Here is a 14,603-nt window from a genome sequence, read left to right on the forward strand (position 1 = left end):
CACTTTGTTGTTAAGTGCTGCGCCGTTTCCTAACACTAGGTGCGCCATAACACTTGAACTGCGTTTCACTAGTATTTCTGTACCCACTCTAGCAAGATCTGTGAATTTTCCGATGCTAGCAGAACGATTGTTCTGTTAGCCTGCGGCGTTCATACTTCCCCTAACCCCATTTGTGGTAGAGGATACGTCACGCATTAGACACAACTTTCGCCAGTTTTGATACATTTGGCCAAAGTTGCGCACTGCTTCACGCTTGCTACATCACATGATTTACACCACTTTCGGTGTCACATATTATTCATAGAGTCGTATACTCCGGACATGACTAACCCGGATTTCAAGCTTTCCCCTGATCTCATCCCCTCCGATGGCCGCTTCGGCTGTGGCCCATCCAAGGTCCGCCAAGCCCAGATTGACGCTGTGGTCAACGGCGCGCAGGACGTTATCGGCACCTCTCACCGCCAAGCTGCGGTCAAAAACGTGGTTGGCGAAGTTCGCGATGGACTGTCCGAGCTCTTTTCCCTGCCGGAAGGCTATGAAATCGTTCTCTCCCTAGGTGGTGCAACTGCCTTTTGGGACGCTGCGACCTTTGGTCTCATTAACAAGAAGTCTGCACACTTAAGCTTCGGCGAGTTCTCGTCCAAGTTTGCCAAGGCGTCCAAGCAAGCACCATGGCTCGAAGAGCCAGAGATCGTCGAAGGCCCTGCCGGCACTGCCCCATCACCAGCAGACTTGGCGAATACTGACGCCGATGTCGTGGCGTGGGCACATAATGAAACCTCGACCGGCGCGATGGTTCCCATCACCCGCCCCGAAGGTCTGGACGCAGACCAGCTCGTTGTCGTTGACGCAACGTCCGGCGCGGGTGGTCTACCGGTAGATATCTCCCAGGTAGATGCCTACTACTTCTCCCCACAGAAATCCTTCGCTTCCGATGGTGGCCTGTGGTTAGCAGCGATGTCGCCTGCAGCCATCGAGCGCATTGCTTCGGTCAAAGACTCCGGTCGTTTCATTCCGGCGTTTTTGGATCTGCAAACCGCGGTAGACAATTCGCGCAAGAACCAGACCTACAACACCCCAGCAGTCGCAACCTTGCTCATGCTCGCAGACCAGGTCAAGTGGATGAACAATAACGGTGGGCTCGACGGCATGGTCAAGCGCACCACCCAATCTTCGTCCACGCTGTACAAGTGGGCTGAAGCACGTGAAGAAACCACGCCGTACGTTGCTGATGAAGCATCCCGCTCCCTAGTCGTGGGCACGATTGACTTCGATGAGTCCATCGACGCCGCCATCATTGCCAAGGTCTTGCGTCAAAATGGCATCTTGGATGTGGAGCCGTACCGCAAGCTCGGCCGCAACCAACTGCGCATCGGCATGTTCCCAGCCATCGAGCCAACGGATATTGAAATCCTTACCCGTGCTATTGATTCCATTGTGGAAGCCGGAGTTGCGAATAAGTAGTCTTATCGCTGATAACTAGTGGGTCTATTTGGATCCAAGCCCCGAAATGCGCCGTCGCTGCCAAGCTTCGGCGCATTCCTGCGTTAAGGTGGTGGTTATCTGCTTCACAGTGGATGTGTTTTGATGTCCCCGCAAGCTTAAAGGAGCGCGAAGACCATGCGTGAGTTGTTTATCAACTACAGCGACTCCACGAAGACCTCCTTGGTTTTTGAGACCGAGGAAGGCGACGAATTCTTCGTCGCTGTCACTGAGGAAATGCGATCCATCGTGGATGGCACCTCAGATTCTGGATCGCATAATGGACTGTCCTCAGTTTCTCACTTGACCCCAGCTGTTGTTAACGACGACCCCGATGGTGATGAATCCGAGGCTCCTATCTCCGTTGCTTCCGAGGACGCCACCCAGGACAAGAACCTGAATGATGCCGCAGAGGATTCTGCGGATACAGCCGCTGATGCAAGTGAGCACACCGAACAGACCACTGCGTCGGACCCGTCTGAGCTGTCCAATAGTGTGGAGTCGGCAGCCAAGCCGCAGCCTGCTCACCCACAAAATCAATTCCAGCGCGGCCCGCGCAGGGCCAACACGGCTTCGACTGAGCAGGGCTCGCGTCCGTATTCGGACTCGATGACCATGCGTCCGGCTGAAATTCAGGCACGCGTGCGCGCAGGGGCATCGGCAGCCGAGCTAGCGGAAGAAATGGGCATTGCTGAATCCCGCGTGGAGCCTTTTGCCTACCCAGTGATGTTAGAGCGCAACAACATTGCCGAACTAGCAAAGCAAGCACATCCAGTACGTGAAGATGGCCCAGCAAAGTTAACGTTGTGGGAGATTCTCGCGACCTCCTTTGCTGCTCGGGGGCATTCGCTTTCCGATGCCGATTGGACCGCCTACCGTGAACAGTCCCAGCCCTGGGTCATCAAGGTCAGCTGGAAGGCCGGCCTTTCTGAAAATGAAGCTTTGTGGTCGTTTAAGCAATCTATGTCTTCTCCTTCCACGGTGGAAGCTCGCAACTCAGTCGCAGCGGATCTCACAGACCCAGATTTTGTGCAGCCTGTGCGCACCTTGACTTCTATCGGCCGTGGTTCTCGTTATGACGAGGCCATCGATGGGCCGGTCAGCGAAGACGGTCGCCCGCGCTTAGCGCCTGTCGATGAGGACTACGACGAAGATGCGCAAGGTGTGTACGACCAGGAATCTGATGCTTCCGGCAGCGATGCATCGCGTGCCGATGACTCCCTGTCGACCGATATGACTCAGTCGACAACCGGGCCTGCTGCGGACGACAAGGATGAGAGCGCAGAATCTGATGAATTTCTGCAGCACCCCGATCCGGAAAAGAAGCCGACGAAGCGTCGTCGTAAAGCCGTCACCCCGCACTGGGAAGATGTCCTGCTTGGGGTACGCGCTAATACCAAGCGTCCGCGGAACTAGGCCGAAGGTCTAGCGCAGCGCATCGGATAGACCCACGATTGTTGACCTGGATGTTGAGATTGACCTGGTGTTAAGGAGAAAACGGTGACTTTAGACCGCGCTGTGTTGACCATTTGGTACGTCAATAGTGACAATCCTGCCGCTATTCTCGAGACCGAACCGAAAGCAGACCGCGGCTATGGCCGTAAGTTTCTCGCGCAGCTCAATCCCCTTTTTCCGGTCACCCCCATCGGGCAATTTCCGCTCAACCGCTCAGCTCAGGCCGATGACCATGAATTCTATATCGGCGGCTACCCCGGCATCACGGTAGTACAAACTGTTATTCATGCCGACGACGACAAGCCACTACGGCTTAGCGAGCTAGACTCACGGCTTCGAAACGCAGTGCCCAGCGCAGATGTTTATGCGTGTGCTTTTAATGAGAAAGAAGGCTGGGCCGGGTTTGCCCACTGGCACGAGGGCGAAGAGAAAAGAGTCTTTAGCGGCACGCGCTATGAGCTCATGGAAGACTCCGGTTTGCCGCTGCCTTTTGAAAATCCCTACTGGGCCGGCGAGATGGCTGAACAGCTCGGCGGTATCGCGCTGCCTTTTGAACCGCGAGATCTCATGGAAGAGGCGCAGCGTCACTGGATGGGCGTCAGCATCGATAGCGAAGGCCCCGATCTGCAGGTAGTCGGCTACGCCGTCGATGGCCGCCCCGAGCCCAAGGTTGATACTGCTGCGCCGGTGAAGTCAGTTCAACAGATGACCTCGGATGCCGCATTTAAGCTCGGCATGGGGCCGTCTAACGCGGATTATGATGACTACGAATCGCCAGATGAAGAACCCACCACGGCCACGAGTGAGACTTTCCAGCACGCGGTAGAAACCACCACGGATTTTGCGCGCAAAGCAGCCCGGCGCGCTGGTAGCTTTCTCCGCGACACCACGGACAAAGCCCGCGACTATATCGCGAAAAGGCGCGACAACTAGCCTGCTTCTGCCCTAGCCCTGGTACAGCGAACGCTGGCGTTCATAAAAGGCAATGGCTGCCGCAGTAGCCACGTTGAAAGAATCTGTTCCTTCTGCCATGGGAATCCGGGCTCGGACATGTGTTGCGCGCATGGCGTGCTCGGTTAGTCCCGGTCCTTCTGCCCCGACCATCAGTGCTACTTTGTCATGACCGGCCAGTGCCTCGGCGAGATGCACAGCCTCGTTGTCTGGGGTTAGCGACACCAAGTGGAAACCCGCATCTGCCAGCAAGTCTAAGTTGCGCTGCCACGTGGTAAATCCGCCGTCGAATCGCGCAAAAGGCAAGCGTAGGACATGTCCCATCGATACGCGCACGCTGCGGCGGTACAAGGGGTCTGCGGCACCAGCGCCAAGCAACACCGCATCAACGTCCATGCCCGCGGCATTGCGGAATAAGGACCCAATGTTTTCATGGTCGCCGACACCTTCTAGCACTACGACCGTCTTCGCATCGCTAATAGCCTCGGAGACTTCCAAGGGCGCTACCCTATCGGCGGCAGCAACCAGTCCGCGGTGCATATCAAAGCCTACGACCTCAGCTAGGGTTGCGCGGTCTACTTCGTACATCGGACAACCTGGCTCGCCGTAGGTTTCTACGTAGTGTTTCAGCGCATTAGCAAAGCCGACGATGCATCGCACGGGGAAACGGGAGGAGACCAGCCGAGAGACGACGAGGTGGCCTTCGGCAATGACTAAACCCTCGCCGGATTTATCGGACTTGTTTAAGTCACGGATATCATCCAGACGAGGGTCGTGTGGGTCTGCAATCAACATGCCAACTATTTTATGGCACGTATTGATTCAAGTACTAGCCAACCAAGCTAAGCAGTGGCTCCATGGAGAAAAATACCAGGAACAGCACTGCGACGAGCCAAATGATCCAGTGCACCTGCTTGGCCTTGCCAGCAAAAGCCATCATGATGGCGTAGGCAATAAAGCCGATACCGATGCCGTTGGCAATCGAGTAGGTAAAGGGCATGACGACAATGGTCAAGAAGGCTGGGATGGCAATTTCCATCTTGTTCCACTCGATGGAGGTCAACTGCCCTGCCATCATGACGCCGACGATAACCAGCACCGGTGATGCTGCTTCAATCGGAACCACTTCATACAGTGGAGTCAAAAACATTGCGGCCAAGAACAAAACGCCGGTGGTGATATTGGCCAGACCGGTCTTGGCGCCGTCGCCCACGCCCGCGGAGGAGTCTGCGAAGACGGTGTTGGACGAGACGGAGCCGACGCCACCTGCAACCGCACCGAAGCCTTCGAGAACCAAGGCCTTTTTCATATCAGGCAACACGCCATCTTTATCGGCCAAGCCACTGGCTTTACCCAAAGCGGTAAAGGTGCCCATGGCATCGAAGAAGTTCGCCAGCAAGAGTGCAAAGACCAGCAAGGTCGTTGCGACAATGCCGATATTTGCCACAGCGCCGAAGAGATCGACCTGGCCGACGATGGACAGATCCGGCATACCACCGAGTGAATCTGGGATAGCTGGTGTTGCCATGCCCCAGTCTTCGGAACCGGTAAATGCCTGGACGATCAAAGCGATGATCGTGGTGGAGATAATGCCAATGAATAGTCCGCCGCGAACGTTGCGAACAACGAGGCCGCCACAGATGATCAAGCCAATGACGAAGATGAATGCCGGCCATGCCGCGATGGAGCCACCTTGACCCAGGCTCACAGGCACAGTGGTCATGGCGGCATCAGGAACGCGAGTGACAAACCCACCGTCGACAAAGCCAATCATGGCGATAAATAGGCCAATGCCAACGCCAATCGCGGCCTTTAAGGACGAGGGAATGGCTTCAAAGACGGCACTACGAAAGCCGGAGGCCGCGAGGATGACAATGATGATGCCTTCGATGACCACCAGCCCCATGGCCTGCGGCCAGGTTAGCCCTTCGCCAGCGACGAGCGTGACGGCGAGGAAGGAGTTAATGCCTAAGCCGGTGGCAAATGCAAAGGGATAGTTGGAAAACCAACCGAAGAAGATGGTGACTACGCCGGCAACGAGCGCAGTTGCTGCCGCGACCTGAGGAACGCCCAGGGTGTTTCCGGCGGAGTCTTCCACCGTGCCGATAATCAGCGGGTTCAGCAGGATGATATATGCCATGGCGAAGAACGACACTGTTCCCGCGCGGACTTCAGTTCCAATGCTGGAACCACGTTCTGAAATCTTAAAATATCGGTCAAGTACGTCGTTCACGTATGGCCCCTTATTCATTTTATAAACAGCGCGCGCACCAATGTCGATGGAATGAGGGTAAAGGCTCGACATTTCATGGTGTGTGCGGCTGCGCGATTAGCTCGGCGTGCATACTCAATTGTTTGGCAAGAGCAAAGAGCAACAGTAGTGCTGGATGGACACCTGCTATTTTGTCCCTCTCAGCGCAATTTTTGCAATTTTCCAGACTCTTTCCAGCCGCAACTATGCCCGAAGCGACTTCTAGCAGCGCCGGTAAGGTGCACCACAATCATAGTTCCCGCTCGGTTCGGGCGTTAGAAAAATGGGCCCTCATCATCGAAAGGCTCTTGTGTTGGTTGCGCCTCCGTATCAATGACGCGGGTCCGAGAGTGCGCACCGCAGCCATAGCGTGAGTGCACGATGCGGCCATCGGCAGAAAATTCATTGGCGCAGGCGCCAAAACCGCGCTCAAACGGAAGGAAAAAGGCACAGGTATTACATTGTAACGGCGCTTTTTCTGCCATCGCAGAGTTGGGACCGAAGTCCCCCTTGCGCCACCTGGTCAGCGCCTCATTGAGGCCGAATTCTGATAGTTCATCGCCATCTAGTCGTGGATCATTGGGCTCCGGTGGCATCAGGTCGCCAGGGCCTAAGTCTCCGGGCTGGATGCGATCCGACCACGGAACCCATTCGGGAGCCTGTAGCGCTTGGTCTGCAGGAACTAGGGCGAGCTCACTAACGGTCACGGTGGTCTCCCCCGGCGGGCAGGCTACGACAGCATGCCATTCCCACCCGGAGTAACCAGGAACATCTGCTGCGAATCGGTGGGTTGCTGAATCTGCACCTGTGACCGCAATGCCGATGTGCTCGCCTACTTCTCCTTCACCGAATTCTTCGAGCGCCCAGCGCGCTGTTTCCACCGCCTGGCGCGACATCAGTGGTGATTTTTGTTGTTTGCCTCTGGAACGTCCTGCGCTACGCGTCGATCGTCTACGTGGTGGACGCGACTCAGAGCTTTCACTATAAGAAGACACGTTCACATTATGGATCATTTACTGCACAATAGACACATGCCCTCCCACGTCGCGCCCGTATTTGCTGTAATTTTGACCCTTCCGTTGGTTTTGGCAGGTTGTTCAACCCAGGATCCTGCTCCCCGTACTGATGAGGAGACTTCGGGGGATGCAGGGGCATCGACAAGCTCTGTTGAGCGCTACGAGGCCCAGGTCTTTGAGCGCTTGCCTTTCGATGCTTCCTTGTTCACTCAAGGCTTAGAGGTCACCGATCAAGGCGAGGTATTGGTGGGCACCGGGCAATACGGCGAATCTGGGATTTTCACTTTGCCCGCAGGAAGTGATTCCGCACGGCAGCACGTGAGCAATGACAACGACGTGTTTGGCGAAGGACTGACCCAATTCGACAGCGCGCAAGGGCCTGTGATTTGGCAACTGTCCTGGGATTCTGGGAAGGCCTTTAAATATGATGCAGAGACCTATGAGTTACTCGATACCGCGTCTTATCCCGGGGAAGGCTGGGGTTTATGCAGCATGGACGATTCTAAGACGCTCATAATGTCAGATGGCACCGATACACTGCGGCACCTTGATGGCGAAGACTTTGAAGAACAGCAACGTGTAGAAGTGACCCTCGACGGCGAAGCCGTGGACAATATTAATGAACTGGAATGCGTCGGCGATGAAGTATTTGCCAATGTGTGGTTTAGCACGGCTATTTTGCGCATCGATCCGGCATCCGGCGAGGTAACTGGCACGATTGATGCCTCGGGCATTGAAAATAATGCGGAGACCGATCCCGATAATGTCCTCAACGGCATCGCTCATATCCCGGATACGGAGGAGTTTTATCTCACCGGCAAACGTTGGCCAGATATGTACCGAGTGAGCTTTAACCCTATTTCCTAACCGGTGTGGTGGCCGGCTTCGGGTTTGGTGGGCGCTGCTATAGAATGACAAGTCATGGCTACTCGCAAGCAGGCAAGAAAACAAACGCTCATTCAAGTCCTAGCGCTTTTGATCGCTGTTGTCGTTATCGTCGTTGCGGTAGTGCTCTTTCAGTCCTGGGCCAATAGCCGCCCCGGCGCCCATCCCAATGACATTCGCATCACCGCTACCGTCGGGGATGAATCTATGGAAGTGGCACCCTATCTAGTCTGTGTTCCCGGCACCGAGTGCCCCGAAGGTGAAGTTCCCAACATGTATGTTGGTGAAGATGACACCTTAAAGCTAGACATCCCGGATGATATTAGCCGCTACCAGTGGCAAGTACTCAGCATCTACGATAACCCTGCTGCCAATGATGAAACCCGCCACGGCGCCGGCGAAGTCGAGACCGTAGAAATCCCAGGATCCGTAGATCCGATTGAGGCTTCGGAGAGCGACGAACGCCCCAAGTTGATTGTCGTCGAGGTCTCTGCTGTTTTGGTTGGCGCCGATGAAAACGGTGAAGAACAACCGTATTCCTCCGTGTGGTCGCTATCGACGATGAGTGATGAAGAAATGGCAGAACAAGAAGCCCAGGAGTAGCCTATGCGCGTCTTCTGCGCTGAACGCCTGTAAAACGGCAATCGCCCTACAGTTTCTAAACTGTAGGGCGATACCTATATATATAGAGGAACACTGCACCGTGTTGGATTAGCTATCAAGATCCTTGGCAATGGCGCGCAGGATTTCAGCCACCTGGCGGCCAGTCTTGCGCTCAGGGTAGCGACCTTGCGCCAACACCGGCTGCACCTGCGTCTCCAATAAGGTCATGACGTCCGAGAGCATGCTTGCCAGCTCATCTGGCTTACGCGCAGGTTTTACGCTGCGTCGAGGCGTCTCAAGGATTTTTACACGAAGGGCTTGTGGGCCACGACGTCCAGCGGCAAAGTCGAACTCAATTCGCTGGCCTTGGACCAACTCCTCGACGCCCTCAGGAAGCACGTTGCGACCGACGTAGACATCTTCATCTCCAGGGTTGGAGACGAAGCCAAAACCCTTTTCAGCGTCAAACCACTTAACTTTGCCGATTGGCATAGGGCTCACCACTTTCGATTTATATTAGGGAAGTACATATTTTACCGTGAAATGCAGGAATTACCCAAGCGGCAACTCCTGCCATAGTCATGATTTCTGCCGCCGATTTCACACTCCATGACGAAGCGCGTACTGAAGCCAAAATTCTTCTAAATCCGGCGCAAAAAGCGACGTGACAAGATTATGTGGTCCATCTCATAGTCAATTCTTGGCAATTCGCTGGCCGCCACTGAACTGCAGCAATCACCCTATTTTCAACGTTTCCTGTGTGGAAAAAATTCCAAAAGGTCACGAAACGATAGATTAACGTGACTGATTCGTTATAAACCGTTACAGTGTTCGGCAGGCGCTTTGAAGACTGCTGCCGCAGGGACTCCCGCATTCGAGTCCGACCCTGCATTTGGCGCAGCAGTCACGAATAAGTGCAAGAGACTTTTAAACGATTGAACATCATCGATTCTAACCGGACCACAATCTTGCGGGTAAGAGAGGAATACTGAAATGGGAAGCCACTCCGCTAAGACCAACTCCGTTGGCACGAAGTTCGCAGCAACCACCATCGCTTTCGGTGCAGCTGCTGCACTGATGGCACCAACCGCAGCCGCTGCTCCGGATTCTGACTGGGACCGCCTCGCACAGTGCGAGTCCGGCGGCGACTGGAACATCAACACCGGCAATGGCTACCACGGTGGTCTGCAGTTCTCTGCAGGCACCTGGCAGGCACACGGCGGTGGCGAATTCGCACCGACCGCAGACCAGGCATCTCGCGAACAGCAGATCGTCGTCGCAGAGCGCACCCTTGCTTCACAGGGCTGGGGCGCATGGCCAGCTTGCTCCTCACAGCTCGGCTTGAACTCCGCACCTACCGACCGCAGCGCGCCAGCACCGCAGCCTTCCGCTCCGGCAGATGCTCCAGCGGTAGTTCAGCAGTCGGTGCAGAACTCCTCTTCCAACGAGGTAGCTTCCGATCAGGTGTACAAGCTCGTTGTTGACACCCTCAACAGCTACGGCGTGCAGGTTCCATCTGTAGTCACCGATGCCTACAACGCTAACCGCGGCGACTTCAACGCTTTCTACAGCGCTAACCGCGGCACCATCGACCCAATCTTGGCACAGGTTCAGTAATTTACTTGACCTAACGCGTAAAGATTCAAGGAGCTTGTCACCTTTCGGTGGCAGGCTCCTTTTTCATAGCTTGTGCTTTCGTCACTTGTGATGTGAAGACACAAATCAGCCCCATCATTTTCCGCCGAGGCGGGACGTGATGGGGCTGGTGTTCGCTGAAGCCTTCGCTTTTACGCGAAGATAGCTTTAGCGGTTAATGCGGGTATAAGGGTGAACGTAGTTCAGCTTCTCCTGTGGCAACGGCAGCACGGTGTCATCGCCCCATGGGCTTGGTGGGCCGGTAAATGGTGCGACAATCTCGGTAACGGCATGATCACGTTCACTAACCGGCCAGTTCGGGGAAACGTGGCCCTTCTTCTCTACATTCGACATACCTCTTATTGTGCCAAACCCGGAGCGAAAAAGTAACTCAACGGTAGCTAAACTCGGAAGTTATTATGTCTGCTGCGCAAAAATCCTCCCCGCAACGTCGCGACCAGGTCAAGGAATTTAAGAACTGGCTGGCCACGCTGTCTAAATCAGACCTCGACGCGGTCTTATCGCATCGCCGCGATACTGCCATCCCAATACCCCCGGATATTAACGCTCTAGCCACGCGCATGCTGCTGCCGGGCTCCATAGCCTTGGCGTTGTCACGGTGCACCGCCGCAGAGCTCGCCATTATCGAGGCGCTATCTCGCACAGGGGCAGAACTACAACCAGTCACTGTCGCCGACATCGCCCCACTGCTGCCTTTTGCACCAGAGCCAGCACTTGAGAGCTTACGCAGCAAAGCCCTAATTTTTAACGCAGGCACACCAGATAGCTACAGCTTGCTCCCACGGGTGATGCAAGCCCTACCCACTGATCTGTCGTTATTAGAACAACCCGAATTCAGCGCGGACGAAGTACGTGGGCTCAGCGCTGAGAAACGGCAGGTACTGGCCACTATCGCGCGGGCTGGTGGATCGATGGTCACGATCGGAGCGCACTCCAAGCTCGCTGCCTCGCAAGACCTCAAAGATCTAATAGCCCAGGGCATCGTCACCGCCGACGGTGAGCACACCATTGCCCTGCCGCGCACCACGCGGCAGGCGATGCAAGGGCTAAAACCCACGGTTATTCCCTTGCAAGCCCCAGTAGAGCTGCGCACCTTTGTCGGCGACGACGCTGACCAAAATCGCCGCGATAGCGCAGCGGAGGAAGAAACCAAGGCCGATCAATCGGGCACCGCTGCGGGACTGGACGTGGTCTATACCATGGACCGGGTCATCGATTCACTCGCGCGCAAACCACAAGCGTTGTTGAAAAATAAGGCTTTAGGCATTCGCCAAGTTACGCAGATTGCGCAAGACGTCAATAAAGATGACAAAGAAACCAAGGCTCTTTTAGCGTTGGGATTTGCCGCGCGGCTTTTGGGCCGGGGAGAACCTGAAGGTTTAGAAGGTAACTTCCTGGCTCCGACCATGCAGGCTATGCAGTGGTTGGATTCGCCATTGGACGAGCGCTGGAAAGTACTCCTCGAGGGCTGGGAGCGCATGGATTCGGCGTATTGGAATTCCCAGCGTGGCATCGATCCGGAAGTCGATAACCCACGTCTGCCAGAACTACGCGCGTTGGTGGTGCACACTTTCACCGCAGCGAGCACGGAGCTTTCCGATGATTCCTTCTGGTCGCTCTTTGCCTTCTTGCACCCGCTGGCCACGATGCACAGCAAAAAGGACACGATTGCTCACCTGCTCCAGGAAGTTCGCTGGATAGGCGTGGTCTCTCGCGGGCGAGCAACCGCCGTGGTGCGCGAGTCTTTTAAGGCCACCAGCAGTTTATGCCCCGAGCCGATTGAACAGTTTATTATCCAAGCCGATCACACGGCGATGGCCCCAGGCCCACTCACTCCAGAGGTACAACGCATCTTGTCATCGTTTGCCACGCTGGAATCACCTGGTTTAGCAAGCGTGTATCGCTTTGACCACGAGTCTTTGCGCCGGGGTCTGGACTCCTCGCTCACCGCCGCGGAGATGATGGATTTTCTCCGCAGTCACACTTGGGGCGAGGTGCCCGAAGGCATCATTGTGCTTATCGATGACGTCGCGCGCAGCCACGGCACGCTTCGCTCATCGGCAGTACGCTGCTATGTCCGCAGCGATGACACCGCGTTGCTGTCCCAAGCAGTAGCCGCTGTTCCAGAACTGCGCTCAATCGCGCCCACGGTCGCTGTCTCTAATGTGCCGCTATCGCAAATCCTCGAAGAGCTGCGCAACCAAGGCTTTAGTCCCGCAGCCGAAGACGAATCTGGCATCTCCATTGACGTGCGCCCTGAACCGGCGGTGGTGCCTGCTGCCAAGCCCGCGAAAAAGCAGAGTCGGTCCCTGGCGCAAGACGAGCACGTCGAGCGCGCAGTCGCGCACCTCGTCTCCACCATGCATGGCCACCACGACGTACCGGAAGAGACAACAGAGCAGCAAACTGCTGCCTCAGCGGAGGATTTCACCGCTGTCTTGCGCGCGGCGGCGCGCGGCAGCCACCCGGTAAAAATCACCTACGCTAATAAACACGGTGAGCCGACGACCGTGGGCGCTACTCCCCTGCGCATCGATGGCGGGCAAGTGGATGCTTTGGTGGGAACGAATACGGTGCGTTTCCCGCTACATCGCATTTCTGCCGTGGTGCTGGACTAAGCCGAAACTAGGAAGAAGTCGATACCTCACCTAAACTGGGAGGAATGAATGGTCCGCTGATTGTGCAGTCTGATAAGACGGTGTTGCTCGAAGTCGATCACCCACAGGCACACGAGGCACGCGCCGCGCTCGCTCCCTTTGCGGAGCTAGAGCGCGCGCCTGAACATATCCACACCTATCGCATTACTCCCCTGGCGCTATGGAACGCCAAGGCCGCTGGCCACGACGCTGAGCAAGCCGTGCACGTTCTAGATTCTTATTCGCGTTTTCCCGTACCGCAGGCGTTGTTAGTCGATATCGCCGAAACCATGTCCCGGTACGGCCGCGTGCACATTTCGAAATCACCAGTTCATGGCCTGATTTTGGAATCTGCAGAACACGCCATCATCGAAGAGCTAGTCCGGCATAAGAAAATTGGTGGCATGCTCGGAGCGCGTATCGATGACCTAACGATATCGGTCCCGCCGTCCGAGCGCGGCCGGCTTAAACAAGAGCTGCTCAAAGTCGGCTGGCCCGCAGAAGACCTCGCGGGTTATGTCGATGGCGAAGCCCATCCCATTGCCCTTAACCAATCGGATTGGCACCTGCGCGATTATCAGGAATATGCCACCGAATCTTTCTGGGAGGGCGGCTCCGGCGTCGTCGTCTTGCCTTGTGGTGCCGGCAAAACCATCGTCGGTGCGGCGGCGATGGCCAAGGCACAAGCCACCACTCTCATCCTGGTCACCAACACCGTCGCTGGGCGGCAGTGGCGTGATGAGCTGCTGCGGCGCACCACCTTGACGGAAAATGAGATTGGCGAATACTCCGGGGAGAAAAAGGAAATCAAGCCGGTAACCATCGCCACCTATCAAGTGGTCACGCGCAAGACCAAAGGTGAATATCGCGCGCTCGAGCTATTTGATTCCCGCGATTGGGGTCTCGTCATCTACGACGAAGTACATCTTCTCCCCGCCCCTGTCTTTCGGATGACCTCCGATCTGCAATCACGGCGTCGTTTGGGCTTAACGGCTACTCTCGTGCGCGAGGATGGCCGCGAAGGCGATGTCTTTTCGCTCATCGGCCCCAAGCGTTATGACGCCCCGTGGAAAGAATTAGAAATGTCCGGCTACATTGCCACCGCGGACTGCGTGGAAGTACGCGTAGATATGAATCCGGAAGAGCGCATGGTCTACGCCACCGCGGAAAACCGCGATCGCTACCGTATTTCTGCCACGGCCGACGCGAAGTTTGAGGCGGTGCGGGAGATCATCGACAAGCATGCGCAACAGCAAATGCTCATCATCGGTGGCTATGTCGAGCAACTCGAAGATATTGCCGCGCGCCTTGATGCCCCACTGATTCATGGCAGGACCTCGAATGCGGAGCGCGAGAAGCTTTTCGATGCCTTCCGCAACGGTGAGATCCAAGTCCTCGTGGTGTCCAAGGTGGCGAATTTCTCCATCGACCTGCCGGAGGCTGCGGTCGCTATTCAGCTCTCGGGTACTTTTGGCTCGCGCCAGGAAGAAGCCCAACGCCTCGGCCGGCTGCTGCGTCCAAAGGCTGATGGCGGCGAAGCGACGTTTTACACTTTGGTCACTCGCGATAGTATTGATGCCACTTATGCTTTGCATCGCCAGCGCTTTTTGGCTGAGCAAGGCTATGCCTATCGCTTGTTGGACGCGAGCGACCTTTAAGCCCACCTGC

13 protein-coding genes are annotated in these 14,603 nt (G+C 55.9%); 8 read left to right on the forward strand and 5 right to left on the reverse strand.

Annotation, left to right across the window (positions count from 1 at the left end):
- Positions 1-321 precede the first annotated feature (321 nt).
- The 3 genes from serC (at position 322) to CAMM_RS09580 (ending at position 3,870) form a co-directional block, all read left to right on the forward strand.
- Positions 322-1,464, forward strand: coding sequence for a phosphoserine transaminase (gene serC / locus CAMM_RS09570; RefSeq protein WP_003846520.1), 1,143 nt, complete (start codon positions 322-324; stop codon positions 1,462-1,464).
- Positions 1,465-1,620: 156 nt separating this feature from the next.
- Entirely contained in the window at positions 1,621-2,898 is a 1,278-nt protein-coding gene (gene sepH / locus CAMM_RS09575; RefSeq protein WP_003846522.1) for a septation protein SepH, read from the forward strand.
- Between the two features lie 84 nt (positions 2,899-2,982).
- On the forward strand, positions 2,983-3,870 hold the full coding sequence (locus CAMM_RS09580) for a DUF6928 family protein (RefSeq protein WP_003846523.1): 888 nt from the start codon (positions 2,983-2,985) through the stop codon (positions 3,868-3,870).
- A gap of 12 nt (positions 3,871-3,882) precedes the next feature.
- On the opposite strand, the gene CAMM_RS09585 is transcribed toward CAMM_RS09580, so the two are convergent.
- The 3 genes from CAMM_RS09585 to CAMM_RS09595 all read right to left on the reverse strand — a co-directional run bounded on the left by CAMM_RS09585 (position 3,883) and on the right by CAMM_RS09595 (position 7,035).
- Positions 3,883-4,683 (reverse strand): TrmH family RNA methyltransferase, encoded by an 801-nt coding sequence (locus CAMM_RS09585; protein ID WP_003846525.1) that lies wholly within the window; start codon positions 4,681-4,683, stop codon positions 3,883-3,885.
- Between the two features lie 34 nt (positions 4,684-4,717).
- Positions 4,718-6,121 (reverse strand): NCS2 family permease, encoded by a 1,404-nt coding sequence (locus CAMM_RS09590; protein ID WP_040354921.1) that lies wholly within the window; start codon positions 6,119-6,121, stop codon positions 4,718-4,720.
- Between the two features lie 293 nt (positions 6,122-6,414).
- Positions 6,415-7,035, reverse strand: a complete 621-nt coding sequence (locus CAMM_RS09595; RefSeq protein ID WP_003846527.1) for a DUF3027 domain-containing protein — start codon at positions 7,033-7,035, stop codon at positions 6,415-6,417.
- Positions 7,036-7,170: 135 nt separating this feature from the next.
- Here CAMM_RS09595 and CAMM_RS09600 point away from each other — a divergent pair, with 135 nt between their 5' ends.
- Positions 7,171-8,022: a glutaminyl-peptide cyclotransferase gene (locus tag CAMM_RS09600; RefSeq protein WP_003846528.1), complete on the forward strand. Its 852-nt coding sequence runs from the start codon at positions 7,171-7,173 to the stop codon at positions 8,020-8,022.
- Positions 8,023-8,076: 54 nt separating this feature from the next.
- Positions 8,077-8,643, forward strand: a complete 567-nt coding sequence (locus CAMM_RS09605) for a DUF2771 domain-containing protein (protein WP_003846529.1) — start codon at positions 8,077-8,079, stop codon at positions 8,641-8,643.
- A 108-nt stretch (positions 8,644-8,751) separates the two neighbouring features.
- Here CAMM_RS09605 and CAMM_RS09610 read toward each other — a convergent pair whose 3' ends face one another.
- The gene (locus tag CAMM_RS09610) at positions 8,752-9,135 is read right to left on the reverse strand and encodes a cold-shock protein (RefSeq protein WP_003846530.1); all 384 of its coding nucleotides are present in this window, start codon (positions 9,133-9,135) and stop codon (positions 8,752-8,754) included.
- A gap of 501 nt (positions 9,136-9,636) precedes the next feature.
- On the opposite strand from CAMM_RS09610, the gene CAMM_RS09615 reads away from it, so the two are divergent.
- Positions 9,637-10,260, forward strand: coding sequence for a resuscitation-promoting factor Rpf1 domain-containing protein (locus CAMM_RS09615; RefSeq protein ID WP_003846537.1), 624 nt, complete (start codon positions 9,637-9,639; stop codon positions 10,258-10,260).
- Positions 10,261-10,446: 186 nt separating this feature from the next.
- On the opposite strand, the gene CAMM_RS09620 is transcribed toward CAMM_RS09615, so the two are convergent.
- Entirely contained in the window at positions 10,447-10,632 is a 186-nt protein-coding gene (locus tag CAMM_RS09620; protein ID WP_003846539.1) for a hypothetical protein, read from the reverse strand.
- A 65-nt stretch (positions 10,633-10,697) separates the two neighbouring features.
- Between CAMM_RS09620 and CAMM_RS09625 the strand changes: the two genes are divergently transcribed.
- Both CAMM_RS09625 and CAMM_RS09630 read left to right on the forward strand, forming a co-directional pair.
- A complete protein-coding gene (locus tag CAMM_RS09625; RefSeq protein WP_003846541.1) occupies positions 10,698-12,917 on the forward strand; it encodes a helicase-associated domain-containing protein in 2,220 nt (739 codons plus the stop codon).
- Positions 12,918-12,961: 44 nt separating this feature from the next.
- Complete coding sequence (locus CAMM_RS09630) at positions 12,962-14,593, forward strand: DNA repair helicase XPB (RefSeq protein ID WP_003846543.1); 1,632 nt, start codon at positions 12,962-12,964, stop codon at positions 14,591-14,593.
- Positions 14,594-14,603 lie beyond the last annotated feature (10 nt).

The organism is Corynebacterium ammoniagenes DSM 20306 (genome assembly GCF_001941425.1).
Lineage (GTDB): Bacteria > Actinomycetota > Actinomycetes > Mycobacteriales > Mycobacteriaceae > Corynebacterium > Corynebacterium ammoniagenes.

Excerpts from the sequence above, each read along its gene's own strand:
- serC (WP_003846520.1), top strand. The coding sequence starts at position 322 with ATGACTAACCCGGATTTCAAGCTTTCCCCTGATCTCATCCCCTCCGAT.
- sepH (WP_003846522.1), top strand. The coding sequence starts at position 1,621 with ATGCGTGAGTTGTTTATCAACTACAGCGACTCCACGAAGACCTCCTTG.
- CAMM_RS09585 (WP_003846525.1), bottom strand. The coding sequence starts at position 4,683 with ATGTTGATTGCAGACCCACACGACCCTCGTCTGGATGATATCCGTGAC.
- CAMM_RS09595 (WP_003846527.1), bottom strand. The coding sequence starts at position 7,035 with ATGTCGCGCCAGGCGGTGGAAACAGCGCGCTGGGCGCTCGAAGAATTC.
- CAMM_RS09600 (WP_003846528.1), top strand. The coding sequence starts at position 7,171 with ATGCCCTCCCACGTCGCGCCCGTATTTGCTGTAATTTTGACCCTTCCG.
- CAMM_RS09605 (WP_003846529.1), top strand. The coding sequence starts at position 8,077 with ATGGCTACTCGCAAGCAGGCAAGAAAACAAACGCTCATTCAAGTCCTA.
- CAMM_RS09610 (WP_003846530.1), bottom strand. The coding sequence starts at position 9,135 with ATGCCAATCGGCAAAGTTAAGTGGTTTGACGCTGAAAAGGGTTTTGGC.
- CAMM_RS09615 (WP_003846537.1), top strand. The coding sequence starts at position 9,637 with ATGGGAAGCCACTCCGCTAAGACCAACTCCGTTGGCACGAAGTTCGCA.
- CAMM_RS09620 (WP_003846539.1), bottom strand. The coding sequence starts at position 10,632 with ATGTCGAATGTAGAGAAGAAGGGCCACGTTTCCCCGAACTGGCCGGTT.
- CAMM_RS09625 (WP_003846541.1), top strand. The coding sequence starts at position 10,698 with ATGTCTGCTGCGCAAAAATCCTCCCCGCAACGTCGCGACCAGGTCAAG.
- CAMM_RS09630 (WP_003846543.1), top strand. The coding sequence starts at position 12,962 with ATGAATGGTCCGCTGATTGTGCAGTCTGATAAGACGGTGTTGCTCGAA.